This is a genomic window from Pseudoduganella chitinolytica (genome assembly GCF_029028125.1).
Taxonomy (GTDB): domain Bacteria; phylum Pseudomonadota; class Gammaproteobacteria; order Burkholderiales; family Burkholderiaceae_D; genus Rugamonas; species Rugamonas chitinolytica.
On the sequence record NZ_CP119083.1, the window covers coordinates 2,673,275 to 2,689,509 of the forward strand.

Sequence of the window (16,235 nt, forward strand, 5' to 3'; positions counted from 1 at the left end):
GCGCCAAGGCGCCGCCTACCCCGAATTTGAGGAACGCTCTGCGTGTCGTCATACGTCTCCGTGCTGTTGGTTTTATCAGCCGAGTGTACGAGAGGAACGACCGTGCAATTAGAGGACCGCCTCAGTTTCCCTTCTTGCAGCGCACCATGATCTGGCGCGCGATGCCGCGCAGGATATTGACCTCTTCCGTCTCCAGCTGCGTGCGGGCAAACAGGCGCTTGATGCGCGGCATCAGCTTGCGGGGATTGTGCGCGTCCAGGAAGCCGACCGTGACCAATGCCTCTTCCAGGTGCGTGTACATGCCGTCGATCTGGGCCAGCGAGGCGGCCTCGCCATGGAAGCCCACGTCGACCTTCGGCGCGGCCGCGGGCGCGTTGCCTGCGGCCAGCGCGGCCATCCGGCATTCGTAGACCAGCACCTGCGCCGCCTGGGCCAGGTTCAGCGACGAATAGTCGGGATTGGCGGGGATGTTGATCAGCACATTGCAGCGCTCGACGATGTCGTTCGGCAGGCCAAAGCGTTCGTTGCCCAGGATAAGTGCCACGCGCAGGTCGGGCGCGGCGGCGGCGTGCTCGGCCACTTCGCGTGGTGTGTGCACCGGCGGCGAGAACTCGCGCAGCCGGGCCGAGACGGCCGCGGCGTAATTGATCCCCTCCAGCGCCTCGCCGATGGTGTCGACGATGCGGGCGCCGGCGAGCAGGTCCTGGGCGCCGCTGGCGAACGCCACCGCCTCCTCGTGCTGCGGCATGCCCTCATGGCGGGGGCTGACCAGCACCAGGTCGGAAAATCCCATCGTCTTCATGGCGCGCGCGACAGCGCCGATGTTCCCTGCCCGGCTGGTTTCGACCAGCACCACGCGCAGGCGGCTGAAAAGAGACGATGTGATTTCGGGCTGCTTCATTTAAAATAGCGCTTTTCGCGAGTCGGTGGGCGCAGATTCTACCCTGACCACCAGGCCTCGCGGCCGCTCTTTAATTCATTCTTGTTCACAGCTTGCCGATCCTGCAGCGCGCGTGCGAAGTACGCCGTGCCGGGGTCGCGCTTCCATTTGGGGAATTGCAATGCATCCAATGCTCAACACGGCCGTCAAGGCCGCCCGTCGCGGCGCCGCCGTCATCAACCGCGCGTCGTTCGACCTGGACCGGGTCACTGTTACCGAAAAACAACACAATGACTTCGTGACGGACGTCGACCAGGCCGCCGAGCAGGCCATCATCGAAGTGTTGCAAAAAGCTTACCCCGACCACGCTTTCCTGTGCGAGGAGTCCGGCACGACGGGCAACGTGAACGACGAGAGTGAATTCGTGTGGGTCATCGACCCGCTGGACGGCACCACCAACTTCATGCACGGCTTCCCCCAGTATGCGGTATCGATCGCGCTGCAGCAGCGCGGCGTCATCACGCTGGGCCTGGTCTACGACCCGGTCGCCAACGACCTGTTCACGGCCGAAAAAGGCGCCGGCGCCTACCTGAACGAGAAGCGCATCCGCGTGCGCAAGCAGGACCGCATCAGCGGCGCGCTGCTGGGCACGGGCTACAAGAACGGCAGCCCGAAGGCGCTGGACGAATACCTGAAAATGTACGGCATCATGGCCGAGCGCTGCCACGGCGTGCGCCGCGCCGGTTCGGCCGCGCTGGACCTGGCCTACGTCGCCGCGGGCCGCCTGGACGGCTACTATGAAAAGAACCTGCAGGCGTGGGACATCGCCGCCGGTTCGCTGCTGGTGACGGAAGCGGGCGGCATCGCCGGCGAGTTCAACGGCGAGTCGAACTACCTGGCGACGGGTCATATCATCGCGGCAAGCCCGCGCGTGTTCGGCCAGATGGTGCCGCTGCTGGCCGAGTTCGCGTAATTCGCCACGTAAAGATAACGATCTGCTAACAATCTGTGACATTGTTACAAAAAAGGAGGCGAAAGCCTCCCTTTTTTATTTCCAGTACGAAATTAGCGTTGAGAATCGCTGCTATACTATCTGTGCGGAAATTCCGTCCGGATGCATTCTTTTCCACCTGCCAAACTGGCAGGTCTGATTACTAATCGAGTACCTATGTCCTTCTCTCAACTTGGCTTGTCCGACGCGATCGTGCGCGCCGTTACCGAAACGGGCTACACGGCGCCCACGCCGATCCAGAGCCAGGCTGTCCCGGCCGTGCTGAACGGCGGCGACCTGCTGGCCGGCGCCCAGACCGGCACCGGCAAGACCGCCGGCTTCACGCTGCCCGTGCTGCATCGCCTGTCGACCGACGCCTTCGGCGCAAAGCTGACCAACAATACGTCGCCCCGCCCCATCCGCGCGCTGATCCTGACGCCGACCCGCGAGCTGGCGGCCCAGGTCGAGGAAAGCGTCAAGGTCTACGGCAAGTACACCAAGCTGAACTCCGCCGTGATCTTCGGCGGCGTCAGCATCAATCCCCAGATCAAGCTGCTCAAGCATGGCGTCGACATCCTCGTCGCCACGCCGGGTCGCCTGCTGGACCACATGCAGCAAGGCACCGTCAACCTGGACAAGGTCGAGATCCTGATCCTGGACGAAGCCGACCGCATGCTGGACATGGGCTTCATCCGCGATATCCGCAAGGTGCTGGCCGCGCTGCCGCCGAAGCGCCAGAACCTGCTGTTCTCGGCCACGTTCTCCGACGAGATCAAGGCGCTGGCCGACGGCCTGCTGAACAACCCGGCCACGATCGAGGTGGCGCGCCGCAATTCGACCGTCGAGATCATCGCCCAGAAGATCCACCCCGTCGACCGCGACAAGAAGCACCCGATGCTGTCGCACCTGATCCGCACGCACAAGTGGACGCAGGTGCTGGTCTTCACCCGCACCAAGCACGGCGCCAACAAGCTGGTCGAACAGCTGGGCGCGGACGGCATCGGCGCGATGGCGATCCACGGCAACAAGAGCCAGTCGGCGCGCACGCGTGCGCTGAGCGAGTTCAAGGACGGCACCCTGCAAGTGCTGGTCGCGACCGACATCGCCGCACGTGGCATCGACATCGACCAGCTGCCGCACGTCGTCAACTACGACCTGCCGAACGTGCCGGAAGACTACGTGCACCGGATCGGCCGCACGGGCCGTGCCGGCGCCACCGGCGAGGCCGTGTCCCTGGTCTGCGTGGACGAGCACGACATGCTGAAGGACATCGAGAAACTGATCAAGCAAACGCTGCCGCGTGAAGTGATTCCCGGCTTCGAACCGGACCCGAACGCGCGAGCGCAGCCAATCCAGCTGCGCAGCGGCACCGGTCACCACCGCAACTCCCGCCCCGGCGGCGGCAATGGCGGCGGCGGTCGCGGCAAGCCGGGCGGCAATGGCCAGCCCCGTGCCGCGGCGGCCGGCAATGGCGGCGGTGGCGGTGGCGGTGGCGGCAATCGTTCCGGCAACGGCGGCCGCAGCGGCGGCAGCGTCGCCCGCAGCGGTGGCGGCCCGCGCTCCGGTGCGCCAGCCCAGGCCCGCACTGGCGGTGGCGGCCGCGGCCGCTGATATTCGCAGACTTACCCCTTGATTCGTCGCTTGCGGCGGTCGAGTTGAAACCACCGCCCTGCGGTGGTTTTTTTTCGCCCGCGCAATCACCTCGGCGTCGTGGAATGGCGCCAGGGCAAGGCCCCTTACTGCACGCGGCTGCGGCGTTGCGGCCCGGCCGTGCTTGGGATTGCATAGGGGAATTTCCTCGCGTCGAGGTGAAAGCGCGCTTTGACGGGCAAGATGAACCCTGCTCATGCTGCCAGTGCCCCCGTCCACACCAAACTGATAGTATGGCAACTTTCCGCCCCTGGAAGTCGCCATGCCCCGTCTCGCCGCCAACCTGTCCATGCTGTTTACCGAACACAGCTTCCTCGACCGCTTTGCCGCCGCGCGCGACGCCGGGTTCGAGGGGGTCGAGTTCCTGTTTCCGTATGAATACGCCCCCGAGGACATCGCCCGCCGGCTGCAAGACAATTGCCTGCAGCTGGCCCTGCACAACCTTCCGCCCGGCGACTGGGAGCGCGGCGACCGCGGCAATGCCTGCGATCCGCGCCGCATGAGCGAATTTCGCGTCAGCGTGCAGACGGCCCTGCGCTATGCCACCTGCCTGAACGTTCCGTACGTGCACTGCATGGCCGGGATCGTGCCGCCCGGCCTGCCGCCACGGCGGGCACGCGAGGCCTACATCGTCAACCTGCAATATGCGGCCGAGGTCTTCGCGCCCCATGGCATCGGCGTGCTGATCGAGCCGATCAACGGCTTCGACATGCCCGGCTACTTCCTGCAGAAGAGCGCCGATGCGCTGGACATCATCGGCGCCTGCGCGCGGCCCAACCTGTATCTCCAGTACGACATCTACCACATGCACCGGATGGAAGAGCCCCTGGCCGACACGATCCGCGCGCACCTGCCGTCGATCCGCCACTTCCAGCTGGCCGATGCCCCGGGGCGCCATGAGCCCGGCACTGGCCAGATCGACTACCCATCCCTGCTGCGCCTCCTTGACGAACTCGGCTACGACGGCTGGGTCGGCTGTGAATATCGGCCGCGCGACAACACTGTCGCCGGTTTGGGCTGGCGCGACGTCATACAAATGCGATAACCTGACAACGTCGCGCCTGTCCTTGCGTTCGCGCAAACGGCAGCCATCGCGCGTGCCGCACCATTCTGATTCCGGTCACGAGAAAGGCTCATCATGCATGCGTCGTCTGCCCTGCCGCCCCCATCTTCCCTGTTGCGACGTTGCTGGCAGCTGGCGCTGCTGGCGCTGCTGCTGGCGGGGCTGACCGGGTGCGCGGGCCAGCGCCGGCTGGAGGAAGTACGCCAGTTTGCCGCGCTGTCGCCCACCTTGACGTCGTATGCGGAGCTGAGCCAGCGCTACCGCGACACCTACCAGCGCGAGCAGCCCTATCTGACCGCGGCCGCCGCCCAGCGCGAGAAGGCCATCGACGAGAAGCGGCGCGACGCCTACCCCGATTTCATGGCGATCCAGCAGGCCGTCGTCGCCTACATGCGGGCCCTGGGCGCCATGGCGGGCAGCGAGCAGTTCCGGGTGGACGACCAGGTCAAGGCCGCCGCGACCGGCATCAAGACCTGGCCGGACGCAGGCATCACGGACCGCCACGTCAGCGCCTATGCGGGCCTGACCCGGCTGCTGGCGCGGCTGGCCGGTGGACGCCAGCAGGACCAGGCCGTGCAGGCGATGCTGCGCGAAGGCTACGAGCCGATGCAGGCGTCGCTGGAGGCGATGAGCACCGTGCTGCGCCACTACGACAAGACGCACGACAACGAGCGCGCCATCGTGCTGGGCATGCTGGACGTGGAAACGTCGTTCGCGGACAACCCGCACGATCGCCTGCTGGCGGTGCTGGCGAAAGCGCACCGGCAGGAAAAGGCCAGCGAGTACCGCCTGCTGGGCTTGCGCCACACGCTGGCCGCGCGCCACGTGCACGAGATCCAGACGCGCCACCAGGCGCTGGTGCAAGGCCTGGAAGGCGCACCGGCCAGCGTGCGCGTCGCCACGCCCGCCGCCGTCCCCACCGCCACAGGAGCCCTGCCATGAGCGCATCCTCAGCCACCGCCACGCCCGCCGACATCGAGGCGCTGGCCGACAGCCTGTCCGCCAGCGCCAATGCGCTGCACGAACGGATCATGCGCGCCATCCGCCGCAATGGCGAGCAGGATGGTACGGATGCCGGCGGCGCGGATGTGGGCGGCATCGCGCACGCCGACGCGCAGGCGCTGTTCGAGCAGGAGGTGGCGCTGCGCCAGCAGGCCAACAGCCTGTACGTGGATTCGGCGCGGCTGGCCACTGCCGGTCTCGTCGTGCCGAGTGCGCAGTTGCTGGACGTGGCGACGCGCGCGCGGGAGACCATCCGGCGTATCGACCGCGCCAAGGACATCGCCGGTATCGTCGCCGCGCTGCTTGGCCTGACTGCGGCGGTGCTGACTGCCAAGGGCAAGGAAGCCGCCGCCGCACTGGAAGACCTGAAGGACAACCTGGACGCCTACAAGGCCGACTCGCGCAAACCGGACGACGGGCATACAATGGGGGCGTGAGTTGCATGCGTGAAGCCGGCGCGCTGTCTTCTTTGAACCGGGCGCCCTGCAACGGCAACCAACCCTGCGCCAACCCTGCGCCACCCCGCGCGGTTGCGCGCACCCGCAAAGAGCACGCAGATGAACGACTTGACACCGGATCGGCTGGCGGCGCTGAAGGCTTTGCTGGAGGCGCGCAAGAGCGCCCTGCTGGGGCAGTTCGCCGGCCGCCCCGCGAACGAGTTCAGCCGTACCCCGGCCGTCGAGGAAATCGAAACTTCGCCGGCGGACAGCGCCAGCAACCGCACCTTGAACCAGCTGGAAGCGGAGGCGGACGACCATCGGCTGGCCCAGCTGGCCGCGATCCGCCATGCGCTGGCGAAGTTCGCCAGCGGCGACTACGGCATCTGCGAAAGCTGCGGTGGCCCGATCGGCGCGTCGCGCCTGGATGCGCGGCCCGAAGCGTGCCTGTGCATCGGCTGCCAGACCCGCATGGAGCGCAGCCGGCACTGAAGTGCCCTGGCGTGCGCGCACCCGTTCCCGCCACTTCTATAATCGGCGCATGGCCTACAAGACGATTCTCGTACATCTCGACGAAGCACCGCACGTTGGCGCGCGCGTGCTGATGGCGGCCGAACTGGCCCTGCAGCACGATGCGCACGTGGTGGGGGTGGCGCTGACGGGCGTGTCGCGCTTCCTGTACCAGAACGAGATGGTGGACGAGCAGGATGCCAACCTGGCACGGCACCTGGACGTCCTGCGCGAACGCGCCGCCCGTGCGCTGGGCGGCTTCGCGCCGCAGTTGCGCGCGCTCGGCGTGCAGTCGTTCGAGGAGCGCGTGCTGGACGACGAGCCGGGCGCCGGCCTGGCCCTCGTGGCGCGCCATGCCGACCTGGCGATCGTTGGCCAGGCCTTGCCCGAGCAGCGCGGCAGCGCCGCCAGCTTTCCCGCCGAAGTCCTGACCGAGTCCGGCTGTGCCGTGCTCGTGGTGCCGCATACGGCGCGGCCGCGCGCGTCGATCTCCGTCAGCGCGGCGGGTATCGCCAGCCAGGGAGCGCCGACACCGGGTCGCGATGTCCTGGTGGCCTGGAACGCCAGCAAGGAAGCGGCCCGCGCCGTCCGGGAGGCGCTGCCGTTGTTGCGGGGTGCGGAAAAAGTGACGGTGGCCATCCTCGATGCGGACCTGCACCCGGCGCTGTTCGGCAACGAACCGGGCGCCGACGTGCTGGCGTGGCTGGGCCGGCACGGCATCGCGGCCCAGGTGGTGCTGGCCAGCAGCCCGCGCCAGGGGCTGCTGAAGCGCCCTTCCCAGGTCGGCGAATCCCTGCTGGCGCTGGCCACCGAACGGGGCTGCGACCTGATGGTGCTGGGCGCCTTCGGCCATTCGCGCTTCCGCGAAACGCTGCTGGGCGGCGTGACGCGCACGGTGCTCGATTCGATGACGGTGCCGGTGCTGATGGCGCATTAGACTACCCAGGGTCTGCCCCTAGTGCCGCTAAGTTAAGCGCACGGTCGCCGGGTTAGGGTCTGCCGGGCCGCCGTATCGCTCCGCAGGGGACTGACCCTGAAGTGTTTTGAAAGCGCCGAAACGCTTAGCCAACTTCCGGCTCAGTCCCCTGACAATACCAGCGATACTGCGAGGGCGAACTCCTGCCGGGGACAGACCCCAGCCTTTACCCGTCCTGCCAATCCTGCTCCCGGATCCGCGCCACCTGCCGCTGCGCCAGCCATTTCCATAGCTGCAGCGCATCCGCCTGGTCCGCCGACATGCGGCGCGGATCGGCCAGCGCGATCTCGCAATCGCGGTCCGACCATTCCTCGTAGCGGACGGCGCCGCCGGTGCCCACTTCCAGCAGGTACATCAGGCCGTCGTCATAGCCGAACTTCAGCACGGCCGAGCCAGGGCCGCCGTCCGCTGCTCGCGTGTGGCCATCGTAGACCTCGGCCAGCGCCGCCGTCAGTTGCGCTTCCGTCGGCGCCGCGATGTCGCGGCCGTCCGGACCGGTGAGGATCAGCCATGCCTGTGTCATCTCCACCCTCCCCGCACCGGCAATGCGCCGCGCGCAGCGTGTCGCGTAGGGCTGTCAGCCGACGAAGCGCGGCAGCGACAGCGGATCGAAGTCCTTCCAGTCGCCCCCGGCGATCGTACCTTCCGCCTGCTCGATGCGGCGCGCGCCCAGGTCGCGCAGCAGGCCGATGGCACGGTCCGTGGCGCCATCCGGCAACGCCACCGCGATCATCATGCCGGGCGCCCGCGGCTCGGCCATGTTTTCGCCGCCCTGTTCCGGTTCGCCCTTCTCCTTCATGTGCGAAAAGCTGTACAGCGAGCCCACGTGGGCACCGAGCAGCCCGCCCACGACCGGACCGGCCGGTCCCGTCAGCGGCACGGTGGCCGCGCCCAGCGCGGCCCCGATGGCGCCGCCCGTCGCCGCGCCCTTGGCCAGGCCTTCGGGGCTGTCCTTGGCGCCGGGCGACTTGTCGCGGTCGCCTCCCAGCGGATGGGCGTCATGCTGGCCCGGCTGGCTGACGTAGAAGCCGCTGATGGCATCCGCCGGATAGCCCGCATCGACCAGCGCCTGGCGGGCGCGGTCGACTTCTTCCTGCAATTGGAAATGTCCTGCGATGATCGTTGTCATTATTTTCTCCCGCATGGTTGAACGCAGCCAGCTTGCCCCGCCCAACCCGGACCTTCCGTACGTTGACGCACACATGGGACGGCGTTACGGCCGCGTCAGGTCGACAGCAAGGAGCGCGGATGGCCGACGACCGCCGAGTCCGTGTCCACCGCGGGGTCTGACCCTGAGCCTTCCCCTCATTTTTAATAGATGAGTACTAGATTAGCCAGCTCCTGCATAGCTTCGCGGAGCTGGCTGTGCGTCAGCCTTCGATACCTGACGTCGGCGAGCCATTGGCGAGCTAAGGAAACGATAGACACAGTTTTCGCGGATTTGGGTTTGCTGCCGTAGCGCATACGATAGCCCCGACTTTGCGCAACGATGCCGATGATCCATAGGGCGAAGCTGAGCAAGGTGCCGATAAGAAGTAGTGCGGCGAGACGCTTGGGTTGGCGTGTTTGACTGTGGCGAATCCCCATCCCCCACCGCGGGTTTTTGAGGTCGCGGAAAGTCTGTTCGATTTGCATGCGACAGCTGTATAAGGCGACGATCTGTTTTGCACGCAGCTTCGATAGCCCTGGTGAGACGGACAACAGCCAGGGTTCGGATTGTCCCTTACGCTGTTTGTTGCTGTGATGGCTGCCGGCGTCATTGCCGAAGACGGTCAATTTCTTTCGCCCTTGGGGCGACTTCTTCACCAAAGTCAGACGGCATTTCACCAAGCGCGATTGGGTATGTTCGAACCGTCCCAAATCGCGTGGGACCTTAGTGGCGTGAGGGTAAAGCTCTTTGCAAGGCTGCCACTTCGTGGTGCCTTCTACGCGAACGGTGTCGAGATTACGAATTCTACCGATCCAATCGTAGCCGAGCTCGCCGAGCATCTGGAACCAAGTCCCCCGAAAGCCCGCGTCGGTGATGATCACTGGACTGCTTTGTGGAGGCAGTACCGTCCGTAGAGTCTCCAGGAAACGATGATGGACTTGTCTGCTGCCATACGACTTGGTCGGATGCAGCTCCTCATAAATCGTGATCGCACGCCCCTCCACTACCACGGCGGCGCGCAGCAAATGCTGACTTACATCCGGCAGCAAATCAGACCAATCGACGATCACTGCAATGCGCTCCTGATGCGGCAGGAGGTGGTGCGCCAAGGCCTTGAAGATGCTTACCCGCTCCTTGGCCAAGTGAGCGTTACTTAGAAGGCGGTCGATGCGCTTGATCCGATAGCGTAGGCTTACTTCACTTTCTAGCGCCTTGCTCATTCCCATCATTGCCAGCCCGCCGCTGCGGGCCGCTTCGACAGCATCGGCCAAGCATCTCCGCCGTTTGGCGTGCATCGCGGAGCACTGATCGGCCAAAAACTTCTGTATGATTTGCTGTGCATGCATGGTCTGTGCCTTTCATTCGCAGTTTAGTCGCTACGAATAAAAGGGCTAACACAGCCATGCATGCGCCGTTTTTGGGATTGAAAGTTAACAGCTTCCGCTTCCGTTTACAACAGAAATTTGTGGGGAAGGCTCAGGGTCTGACCCCGGGGTGGGACACGAGCCCGGCTGTTGGGGTCACGTCACCAAGTCACGTCATAAGGTCACGTCACCAGTTCGCCCAGGCAAACGAGCGGTTGGCGGGCACGGCGGGAAGCTCGACGGGCAGTTCCGGCACCGGGGCGTCCTGCCAGTCGCGCGGGTCGACGCGGTAGTACTTCAACAGCTCGTCGAACAGCGCGGGGTGGCGTTCGCGCAGCTGCCATGGCTTGCCGAAGAATGTTTCGGTGGCGACGGCGAAAAATTCCGCGGGGCTGGTGGCGCCGTAGTGGTCCAGCACGCTGTCCGGATTGCCCGCCCACGCTTCATGGCGCAAGTGGGCGAAGTCGCGCGACAATACGGCCGACCAGCTGCGGTAGTTGTCGGCACTGCCCAGGTACGGGGCGCCGTTGGTCGTGCCGGACTCGCTGTCGAGCTGGTGGGCAAACTCGTGCAGGGCGACGTTGTGGCCGCTGCTCCATTCGCGCCCGCCGCGAGCGACGTCCTCCCACGACAGCACGACGCGACCATCCGTCCACGACTCCCCCAGCATTGTCTGGCGCACGTCGGTCACGATGCCGCCCGGACCGACGTCGAGGCGCGGCGCGGCAAAAGCTCCCGGGTAGACGAGGATCGCGTGAAGGGGACGGTAGACCTTGCTGGGGCGGTTCAGGATCAGCATGCAGGCCAGGCCGGCAATGGCAACCCGCATCTCGTCGGTGACTTCGAGGCCGGCACAGCCGACGAATTTTTTCTGGTGGAGGAACTGCACGACGAGCCGCTGCAGTTGCTGTTGCAACGCGGGCTCCATGCGGTCATAGACGGGAATGTAGTCGGCCAGCGTGCGCAGGGCCGCCGGCGACAACGGACGTGCCAGCGCCCGCTTCAAGGTCCAGCGCGGGTACCAGAATGGCGTGGCGCACACCACGGCCAACAGGGTCATACTGAGCAATGCATCCATTTCGCCGTCCTGAAGTCACACTGACGCCTCAGATGGGGCGTGTGGTCAACAATTCAACAGCGCCACGATGCAATGGCGCCGGAGGGTGGCCAGCCTCGCTCGAAGCTTACCACCGCCAGGCGCCCGCTCGGGGATGCGATGACGTTACTGCTGTGCCTTCTGCAGCGACTGCGGTGCGCCGAACAGGGCGGCGACCAGCGGGTCGCGGGTGACCGGACCGCGGTTGACGCGGATGGCGTAGTGCGTGTCGTCGGCCAGGATATGGAAGTGACGGCCGCTGCCTGCCATGCTCTGCTCGCGCAAGCTCGGACGTTCCTTGCGCGGTGGCGCACCTTCGCGCTTCGGCTGCACGATGGCGGCCAGGAAGGCCTGCACGCGCTCGGCATCCGGGGTCAGGCGGTACACGGCCTTGCCCAGGTAGGTGGCGGTGCCTTCGATATAGCGCGCCAGTTCGATGACGCCCGCCTCGCGCAGGTCGCGGATGTACTTGCGGGCACCCGACGGGGAAAACTTCAGGAACCAGGCGATCTCGTCCGCCAGCATTTCGTGGTTCTGCAGTTCGCCGATCAGCTTCTGCATGTTCTCGATGCGACGCAGCGTTGCCGAGGTTGAACGTACACGCTCGATCGGAGCCAGCGACAAGGCCTTGCGCTCGGTTCCGGGACCCGGGCGCTCCACCAGCGCAAGGCGCGCCTTGGCGGCGGGGGCCGCCGGCTCGCGCACTTCCTGGGCGGCCATCACATCGCTGTTCGACAGGTCGTGAGTTTCTCGGATTGCATGCATTTGAACACTCCTTATAACGGTAGCCGAAAGGCACGGAAGAGCCAGGGACGCCGTGCCACATCTGTAATCTGTAGGTTGTAGGTTGCTCTCTTGCGGAACAGGAGTCTGTGCGGCAACGAACATAAAATGGTTTAAACGTTATCGCTCGACTTTTATGCGGCATGGCGCCCCGCGCCGCGGTTTTTCCATTACGGCTCAGTAAGCCTTTGTTTCCTATGGGGATATCCATGGGCACCTGACAGCCCGGACGGTGCCATGGGACCCCACCTCACGCTTCCTCATGTGCAATATGCGGAAAAAAGTCCGGTGCCCGCACGCAGGCCACCATCCGTGTCACGAGCGAGGCGGTGCTGGCAAAAGGCTGCAACCTGTCGCTGTCGACAGGTTGGACCGTCGGGCGCCGGTGACGTTCCGTGGTAAATTTCCAACGCATTTGATACAACGCAAGCATTTTGTGCGCTAGCGCACCGAAGCTTCATCCAGGCGCCACCTACACTTGACCTAACAGCAATGCAATTGTCGCAATACAGAAAGAAGAGCAAAAAATCTGGCCTGCTCTTACAATTGCTGTCGAACAAGATTTCCTTTCAACGCATCAGGAGTTATCAGTGAACAAAACCAAAAATATCGCTATCGCCGCAGCACTGCTGTGCGCTTCCTTCGCCGCCCAGGCCCAGGAAGCGAACATCAATCCGAACTGGTACTTCCAGCCCAGCGTCATGGGCCTGAAGCCTGATTCGGACTGGGCCACCGACAAGACCGGCTACGGTGCCGGCCTGAAGTTCGGCAAGGCCGTTGCCCCGAACTGGGACATCCAGATGGGTTACACGTATGGCCGCTCGCGTGAGAACGGCGCACGCTACGAACAGCAGACGCTGGGCGTGGACGCGCTGTACATGTTCTCCCGCAAGACCTTCCGTCCATTCGTGCTGTTCGGTATCGGTGCCGAGCGCGACAAGGAAAATCGCCGCGGCAGCCTGGCTGAACCCCACCGCACGTCGCCGTACGTGAACGCCGGCCTGGGCTTCCAGTCCGTGATCAACGACCGCGTGTCGTTCCAGGCGGACGTGCGCAGCGTGTACGGCTTCATCGGCTCGGACGAGTTCCGTCACGACCGTTCCAACAACGTCGTCGCGAACGTCGGCTTCAACTTCGCCTTTGGTCCGTCGCCAACGGCTGCGCCAGCACCGGCACCCGTGGCTGCGCCGACCCCGGTCGCCGAACAGCCGGCACCGGTCGCGCCGCCACCAGCGCCAGCACGCTTCGAGAAGGTGACGATGTCGGCCACCGAACTGTTCGAGTTCAACAAGGCGAAACTGCGCGGCGACCAGCCGAAGCTGGATGACATCGCCCGCGTGCTGAACGAGAACACGAGCCTGACCGGCATCACGATCACCGGCCACGCCGACCGCATCGGTTCGAAGCAGTACAACCAGAAGCTGTCCGAACAGCGCGCCGCCGCCGTCAAGCAATACCTGGTCGGCAAGGGTGTCGCCGCGGACCGCCTGGAGACCCAGGGCAAGGGCGAGGACGAGCCGGTCGTGCAGTGCAACGACAAGAAGCGTTCCGACCTGATCAAGTGCCTGGAGCCGAACCGTCGCGTCGAAGTCGAGCAGATCACCATCGAACGCCGCGTGCAGTAAGCGGCCTTGCCGTGACCGGTCCCCGTGGCCGGTTGCGATCAATCATGCAAAAAGGGGCAGCTGCCCCTTTTTGTTTTTGCGGAGGCATAAATGAGCTGGAGAAAGTTTCCCCACATCGCGAAAAAGCTGCCCGAGCTGTCGTACTGCGCCGTGATGGAATGGTTCGACCACCGGGGCAGCAGCAAGGGCGCCGCCCTGGCCTTCTACACGCTGTTCTCGCTGGCGCCGATCCTCGTGCTGGTGATTGCCATCGCCGGCTTTTTCTATGGCAAGGAAGCGGCCCAGGGCGAGCTGTTCAACCAGTTGCGCGGCATGATGGGCGCGCAAGGGGCGGAGGCGATCCAGCTGATCCTGGCAGGTGCCCACAACGAAGAGGAAGGCCGCATCGCGACGATCATCGCGGGCGCCCTGCTGCTGTTCGGCGCGACCAGCGTCTTTGCCGAATTGAAGACCAGCCTGGACGACATCTGGCAGTTGCCCCCCGTCACCGACAACACGGTATGGGACACGATCCGCACGCGCTTGCTGTCGTTCGGCATGGTGCTGGCGCTGGGCTTCCTCCTGCTGACCTCGCTTGTCGTCAGTGCCGCGCTGGAGATCTTCCAGCGCTTCTGGACCAGTTACTGGCCCCAGGCGACGTTCTTCGTCACCCTGCTGAACCACGCGATCAGCTTCCTTGTCATCGCCACGATGTTCGGCGTCATCTACAAGATGCTGCCGCGCATCCGGCTGGGCTGGACGGACGTGATCATCGGGGCCATCGGGACGGCGCTGCTGTTCATGATCGGCAAGTTCGGCATCGGCGCCTATATCGGCAACAGCGGCGTCACCAGCAGCTTCGGCGCGGCCGGTTCCACGATCGCCCTGCTGTTGTGGGTGTACTACTCGGCGCAGATCTTTTTCCTGGGCGCGGAATTTGCCCGCCAGTATGCGCTGCGGCTGGGCAGCCTGAAGCATCATCCCCGCGACGAGCAGGGCCGGCTGATCGTCAAGACCAAGAAGGATTGAGCGCAGGAACCCGCTGGAACCGGTGGTGGCAGACACCGGTCTGCGATCCTCAACCCATGGTGGCAGGCACCGATCAGCGATCGGAGCCTGTCACCGGTTATTCTCCCAGCAGCTCCGCGACCACTTCCATCCCCTCCACCCGCTCGGCCACCACCTTCACGACCACGATCACGGGCACGCCCAGCAGCAGGCCCCAGACGCCCCACAGCCAGCCCCAGAACAGCAGGCTGACGAACACGGCCGCGGCATTCATGCGGGCGATGCGGCCCGTCATCCATGTGGTGACGAACGTGCCGACCAGGGTGGCGATGCCGAGCGAGGCCCCCGTCACCAGGAGGACCATCTGCAGCGATTCGAACTGCAGGAAGGCGACCAGGCCCGTGGCGCTGGTGATCAGCAAGGGGCCGAAATACGGCATGATGTGCAGCAGTCCTGCCACGACGGCCCACGCGCCAGCGTTCTCCAGGCCGATGGCGCGCAGCACGATCCACATCAGCAGCGCCAGCAGCACGTTGGTCACGAGCAGCATGAACATATAGGCCTGGATCGACGTGTTGATGTCTTCCAGGATGTGGACGGTGATCTTTTTCTTCGACAGTGACGGCCCCGTCAGCTTGACGAGCTTGCGCTTGAATGTGTCGCCGGACAGCAGCAGGAAAAACACGAGGAAGATCACCATTGTCGCCTGGCTGAGGAAGCCGGCCAGGCCGCGCGCGCTGACCCACACCCAGTCCATCACGCGGATGCCGCCCGTGGCCGACTCGACGGTGGCGGCCTGCTGGCGCTTGGCGGCGCGGCGCGCCTGGCTACCGGCGGTAGCCTGCTCCAGTTCGGTGGCGACGGCCTGGATGCGCGACAACGTGCTGGTGCTGCCGCCCGTGGTCGAGGCCAGCAGGCGCGACAGCTTGTGCGTGATCGTGGGCAGCTCGTCGACGATGTTTTCGAATTCGCCATGGACCTTGTCCATCGTGACGGCCGAGCCGAACAGGATGGCGACCGTGACGAGCGTGGCGCCGAACGCGCGCTTGACGCGCAGCCGCTCCAGCCACGACACGACGGGATTGAGGGTATAGGCAATGAAGATCCCCAACAGCAGGGGAACAAGGAAATTCCTGGCCCATTGCAGGGCGTACAGGAAGGCGACCGTGGCGATGATGCCCAGGGCCAGGCCGCGCGCATGGACGTGCAGCGGCAGGTGCAGCTTGCCCGCGGTTTCCGTGGCGGCGTCCGGCGACGGCTCCAATGGTGCAGGGTCGGCGGGCGATCCGAGATGGGGCGGGCGATCCATATGGCTTGCAGCTGCCGGTACCGCCCGCGGGCGGTACCGGCCGCGCCCTTCTTACTTGACGCGGATGTCGTTCTTGACGGACTTCACGCCTTTCACGCCGCGGGCGATCTCACCGGCCTTGGTGATGTCGCCTGGCTGTGCCACGAAGCCGGACAGCTGCACGGTACCCTTGAACGTCTCGACATTGATTTCGGTCGTCTTCAGGGTCGGCTCGTTGAAGATGGAGGCCTTGACCTTGGTGGTCAGGACGGCGTCGTCGACGTATTCGCCGGTGCCTTCCTTGGTCGCGGTGCTGGCGCAGCCGACGACGGAGAATACGGTGGCAGCGGTGAAGACTGCGGTAACGATTTTCTGAGCGATTTTCATGATGTTTCTCCTTCTTGGTGTGGTCAAAAAATGCCCGGGAACGAGC

At 65.0% G+C, this 16,235-nt stretch carries 17 protein-coding genes; 9 read left to right on the forward strand and 8 right to left on the reverse strand.

What is annotated here, in order from left to right:
* Window positions 1-121 precede the first annotated feature (121 nt).
* A complete protein-coding gene (locus PX653_RS11800) occupies window positions 122-901 on the reverse strand; it encodes an RNA methyltransferase (RefSeq protein ID WP_277418062.1) in 780 nt (259 codons plus the stop codon).
* A gap of 169 nt (window positions 902-1,070) precedes the next feature.
* Between PX653_RS11800 and PX653_RS11805 the strand changes: the two genes are divergently transcribed.
* The 7 genes from PX653_RS11805 (at window position 1,071) to PX653_RS11835 (ending at window position 7,470) form a co-directional block, all read left to right on the forward strand.
* Entirely contained in the window at window positions 1,071-1,853 is a 783-nt protein-coding gene (locus tag PX653_RS11805; RefSeq protein WP_277418563.1) for an inositol monophosphatase family protein, read from the forward strand.
* A 195-nt stretch (window positions 1,854-2,048) separates the two neighbouring features.
* Window positions 2,049-3,482 (forward strand): DEAD/DEAH box helicase, encoded by a 1,434-nt coding sequence (locus PX653_RS11810; protein WP_277418063.1) that lies wholly within the window; start codon window positions 2,049-2,051, stop codon window positions 3,480-3,482.
* A gap of 301 nt (window positions 3,483-3,783) precedes the next feature.
* Complete coding sequence (gene otnI / locus PX653_RS11815) at window positions 3,784-4,566, forward strand: 2-oxo-tetronate isomerase (protein WP_277418064.1); 783 nt, start codon at window positions 3,784-3,786, stop codon at window positions 4,564-4,566.
* A gap of 93 nt (window positions 4,567-4,659) precedes the next feature.
* Complete coding sequence (locus tag PX653_RS11820; protein WP_277418065.1) at window positions 4,660-5,526, forward strand: hypothetical protein; 867 nt, start codon at window positions 4,660-4,662, stop codon at window positions 5,524-5,526.
* Window positions 5,523-6,023, forward strand: a complete 501-nt coding sequence (locus PX653_RS11825) for a hypothetical protein (RefSeq protein WP_277418066.1) — start codon at window positions 5,523-5,525, stop codon at window positions 6,021-6,023. The genes PX653_RS11820 and PX653_RS11825 overlap by 4 nt, the downstream gene beginning before the upstream one ends.
* 120 nt (window positions 6,024-6,143) lie before the next feature.
* On the forward strand, window positions 6,144-6,515 hold the full coding sequence (locus PX653_RS11830) for a TraR/DksA family transcriptional regulator (protein WP_277418067.1): 372 nt from the start codon (window positions 6,144-6,146) through the stop codon (window positions 6,513-6,515).
* Window positions 6,516-6,564: 49 nt separating this feature from the next.
* Window positions 6,565-7,470, forward strand: a complete 906-nt coding sequence (locus PX653_RS11835; RefSeq protein WP_277418068.1) for a universal stress protein — start codon at window positions 6,565-6,567, stop codon at window positions 7,468-7,470.
* Between the two features lie 205 nt (window positions 7,471-7,675).
* Here PX653_RS11835 and PX653_RS11840 read toward each other — a convergent pair whose 3' ends face one another.
* The 5 genes from PX653_RS11840 to PX653_RS11860 form a co-directional block, all read right to left on the reverse strand.
* Window positions 7,676-8,032 (reverse strand): hypothetical protein, encoded by a 357-nt coding sequence (locus PX653_RS11840; RefSeq protein WP_277418069.1) that lies wholly within the window; start codon window positions 8,030-8,032, stop codon window positions 7,676-7,678.
* Between the two features lie 54 nt (window positions 8,033-8,086).
* Window positions 8,087-8,638: a glycine zipper domain-containing protein gene (locus tag PX653_RS11845; RefSeq protein ID WP_277418070.1), complete on the reverse strand. Its 552-nt coding sequence runs from the start codon at window positions 8,636-8,638 to the stop codon at window positions 8,087-8,089.
* Window positions 8,639-8,820: 182 nt separating this feature from the next.
* Window positions 8,821-10,005, reverse strand: a complete 1,185-nt coding sequence (locus tag PX653_RS11850; RefSeq protein ID WP_277413673.1) for an IS4 family transposase — start codon at window positions 10,003-10,005, stop codon at window positions 8,821-8,823.
* 205 nt (window positions 10,006-10,210) lie between these two features.
* Window positions 10,211-11,101: a M90 family metallopeptidase gene (locus tag PX653_RS11855; RefSeq protein ID WP_277418071.1), complete on the reverse strand. Its 891-nt coding sequence runs from the start codon at window positions 11,099-11,101 to the stop codon at window positions 10,211-10,213.
* 144 nt (window positions 11,102-11,245) lie between these two features.
* Entirely contained in the window at window positions 11,246-11,839 is a 594-nt protein-coding gene (locus PX653_RS11860; protein WP_170289045.1) for a winged helix-turn-helix domain-containing protein, read from the reverse strand.
* 653 nt (window positions 11,840-12,492) lie between these two features.
* On the opposite strand from PX653_RS11860, the gene PX653_RS11865 reads away from it, so the two are divergent.
* Window positions 12,493-13,527 carry an OmpA family protein gene (locus PX653_RS11865; RefSeq protein WP_277418072.1) on the forward strand — a complete coding sequence of 345 codons (1,035 nt, stop codon included), beginning with the start codon at window positions 12,493-12,495 and terminating at the stop codon, window positions 13,525-13,527.
* Between the two features lie 90 nt (window positions 13,528-13,617).
* Entirely contained in the window at window positions 13,618-14,535 is a 918-nt protein-coding gene (locus PX653_RS11870; protein ID WP_277418073.1) for a YihY/virulence factor BrkB family protein, read from the forward strand.
* A 97-nt stretch (window positions 14,536-14,632) separates the two neighbouring features.
* On the opposite strand, the gene PX653_RS11875 is transcribed toward PX653_RS11870, so the two are convergent.
* Together PX653_RS11875 and PX653_RS11880 are read right to left on the reverse strand one after the other, a co-directional pair.
* Entirely contained in the window at window positions 14,633-15,823 is a 1,191-nt protein-coding gene (locus PX653_RS11875; RefSeq protein ID WP_371876447.1) for an AI-2E family transporter, read from the reverse strand.
* Window positions 15,824-15,874: 51 nt separating this feature from the next.
* Entirely contained in the window at window positions 15,875-16,189 is a 315-nt protein-coding gene (locus PX653_RS11880; RefSeq protein WP_277418074.1) for a BON domain-containing protein, read from the reverse strand.
* Window positions 16,190-16,235: the final 46 nt, after the last annotated feature.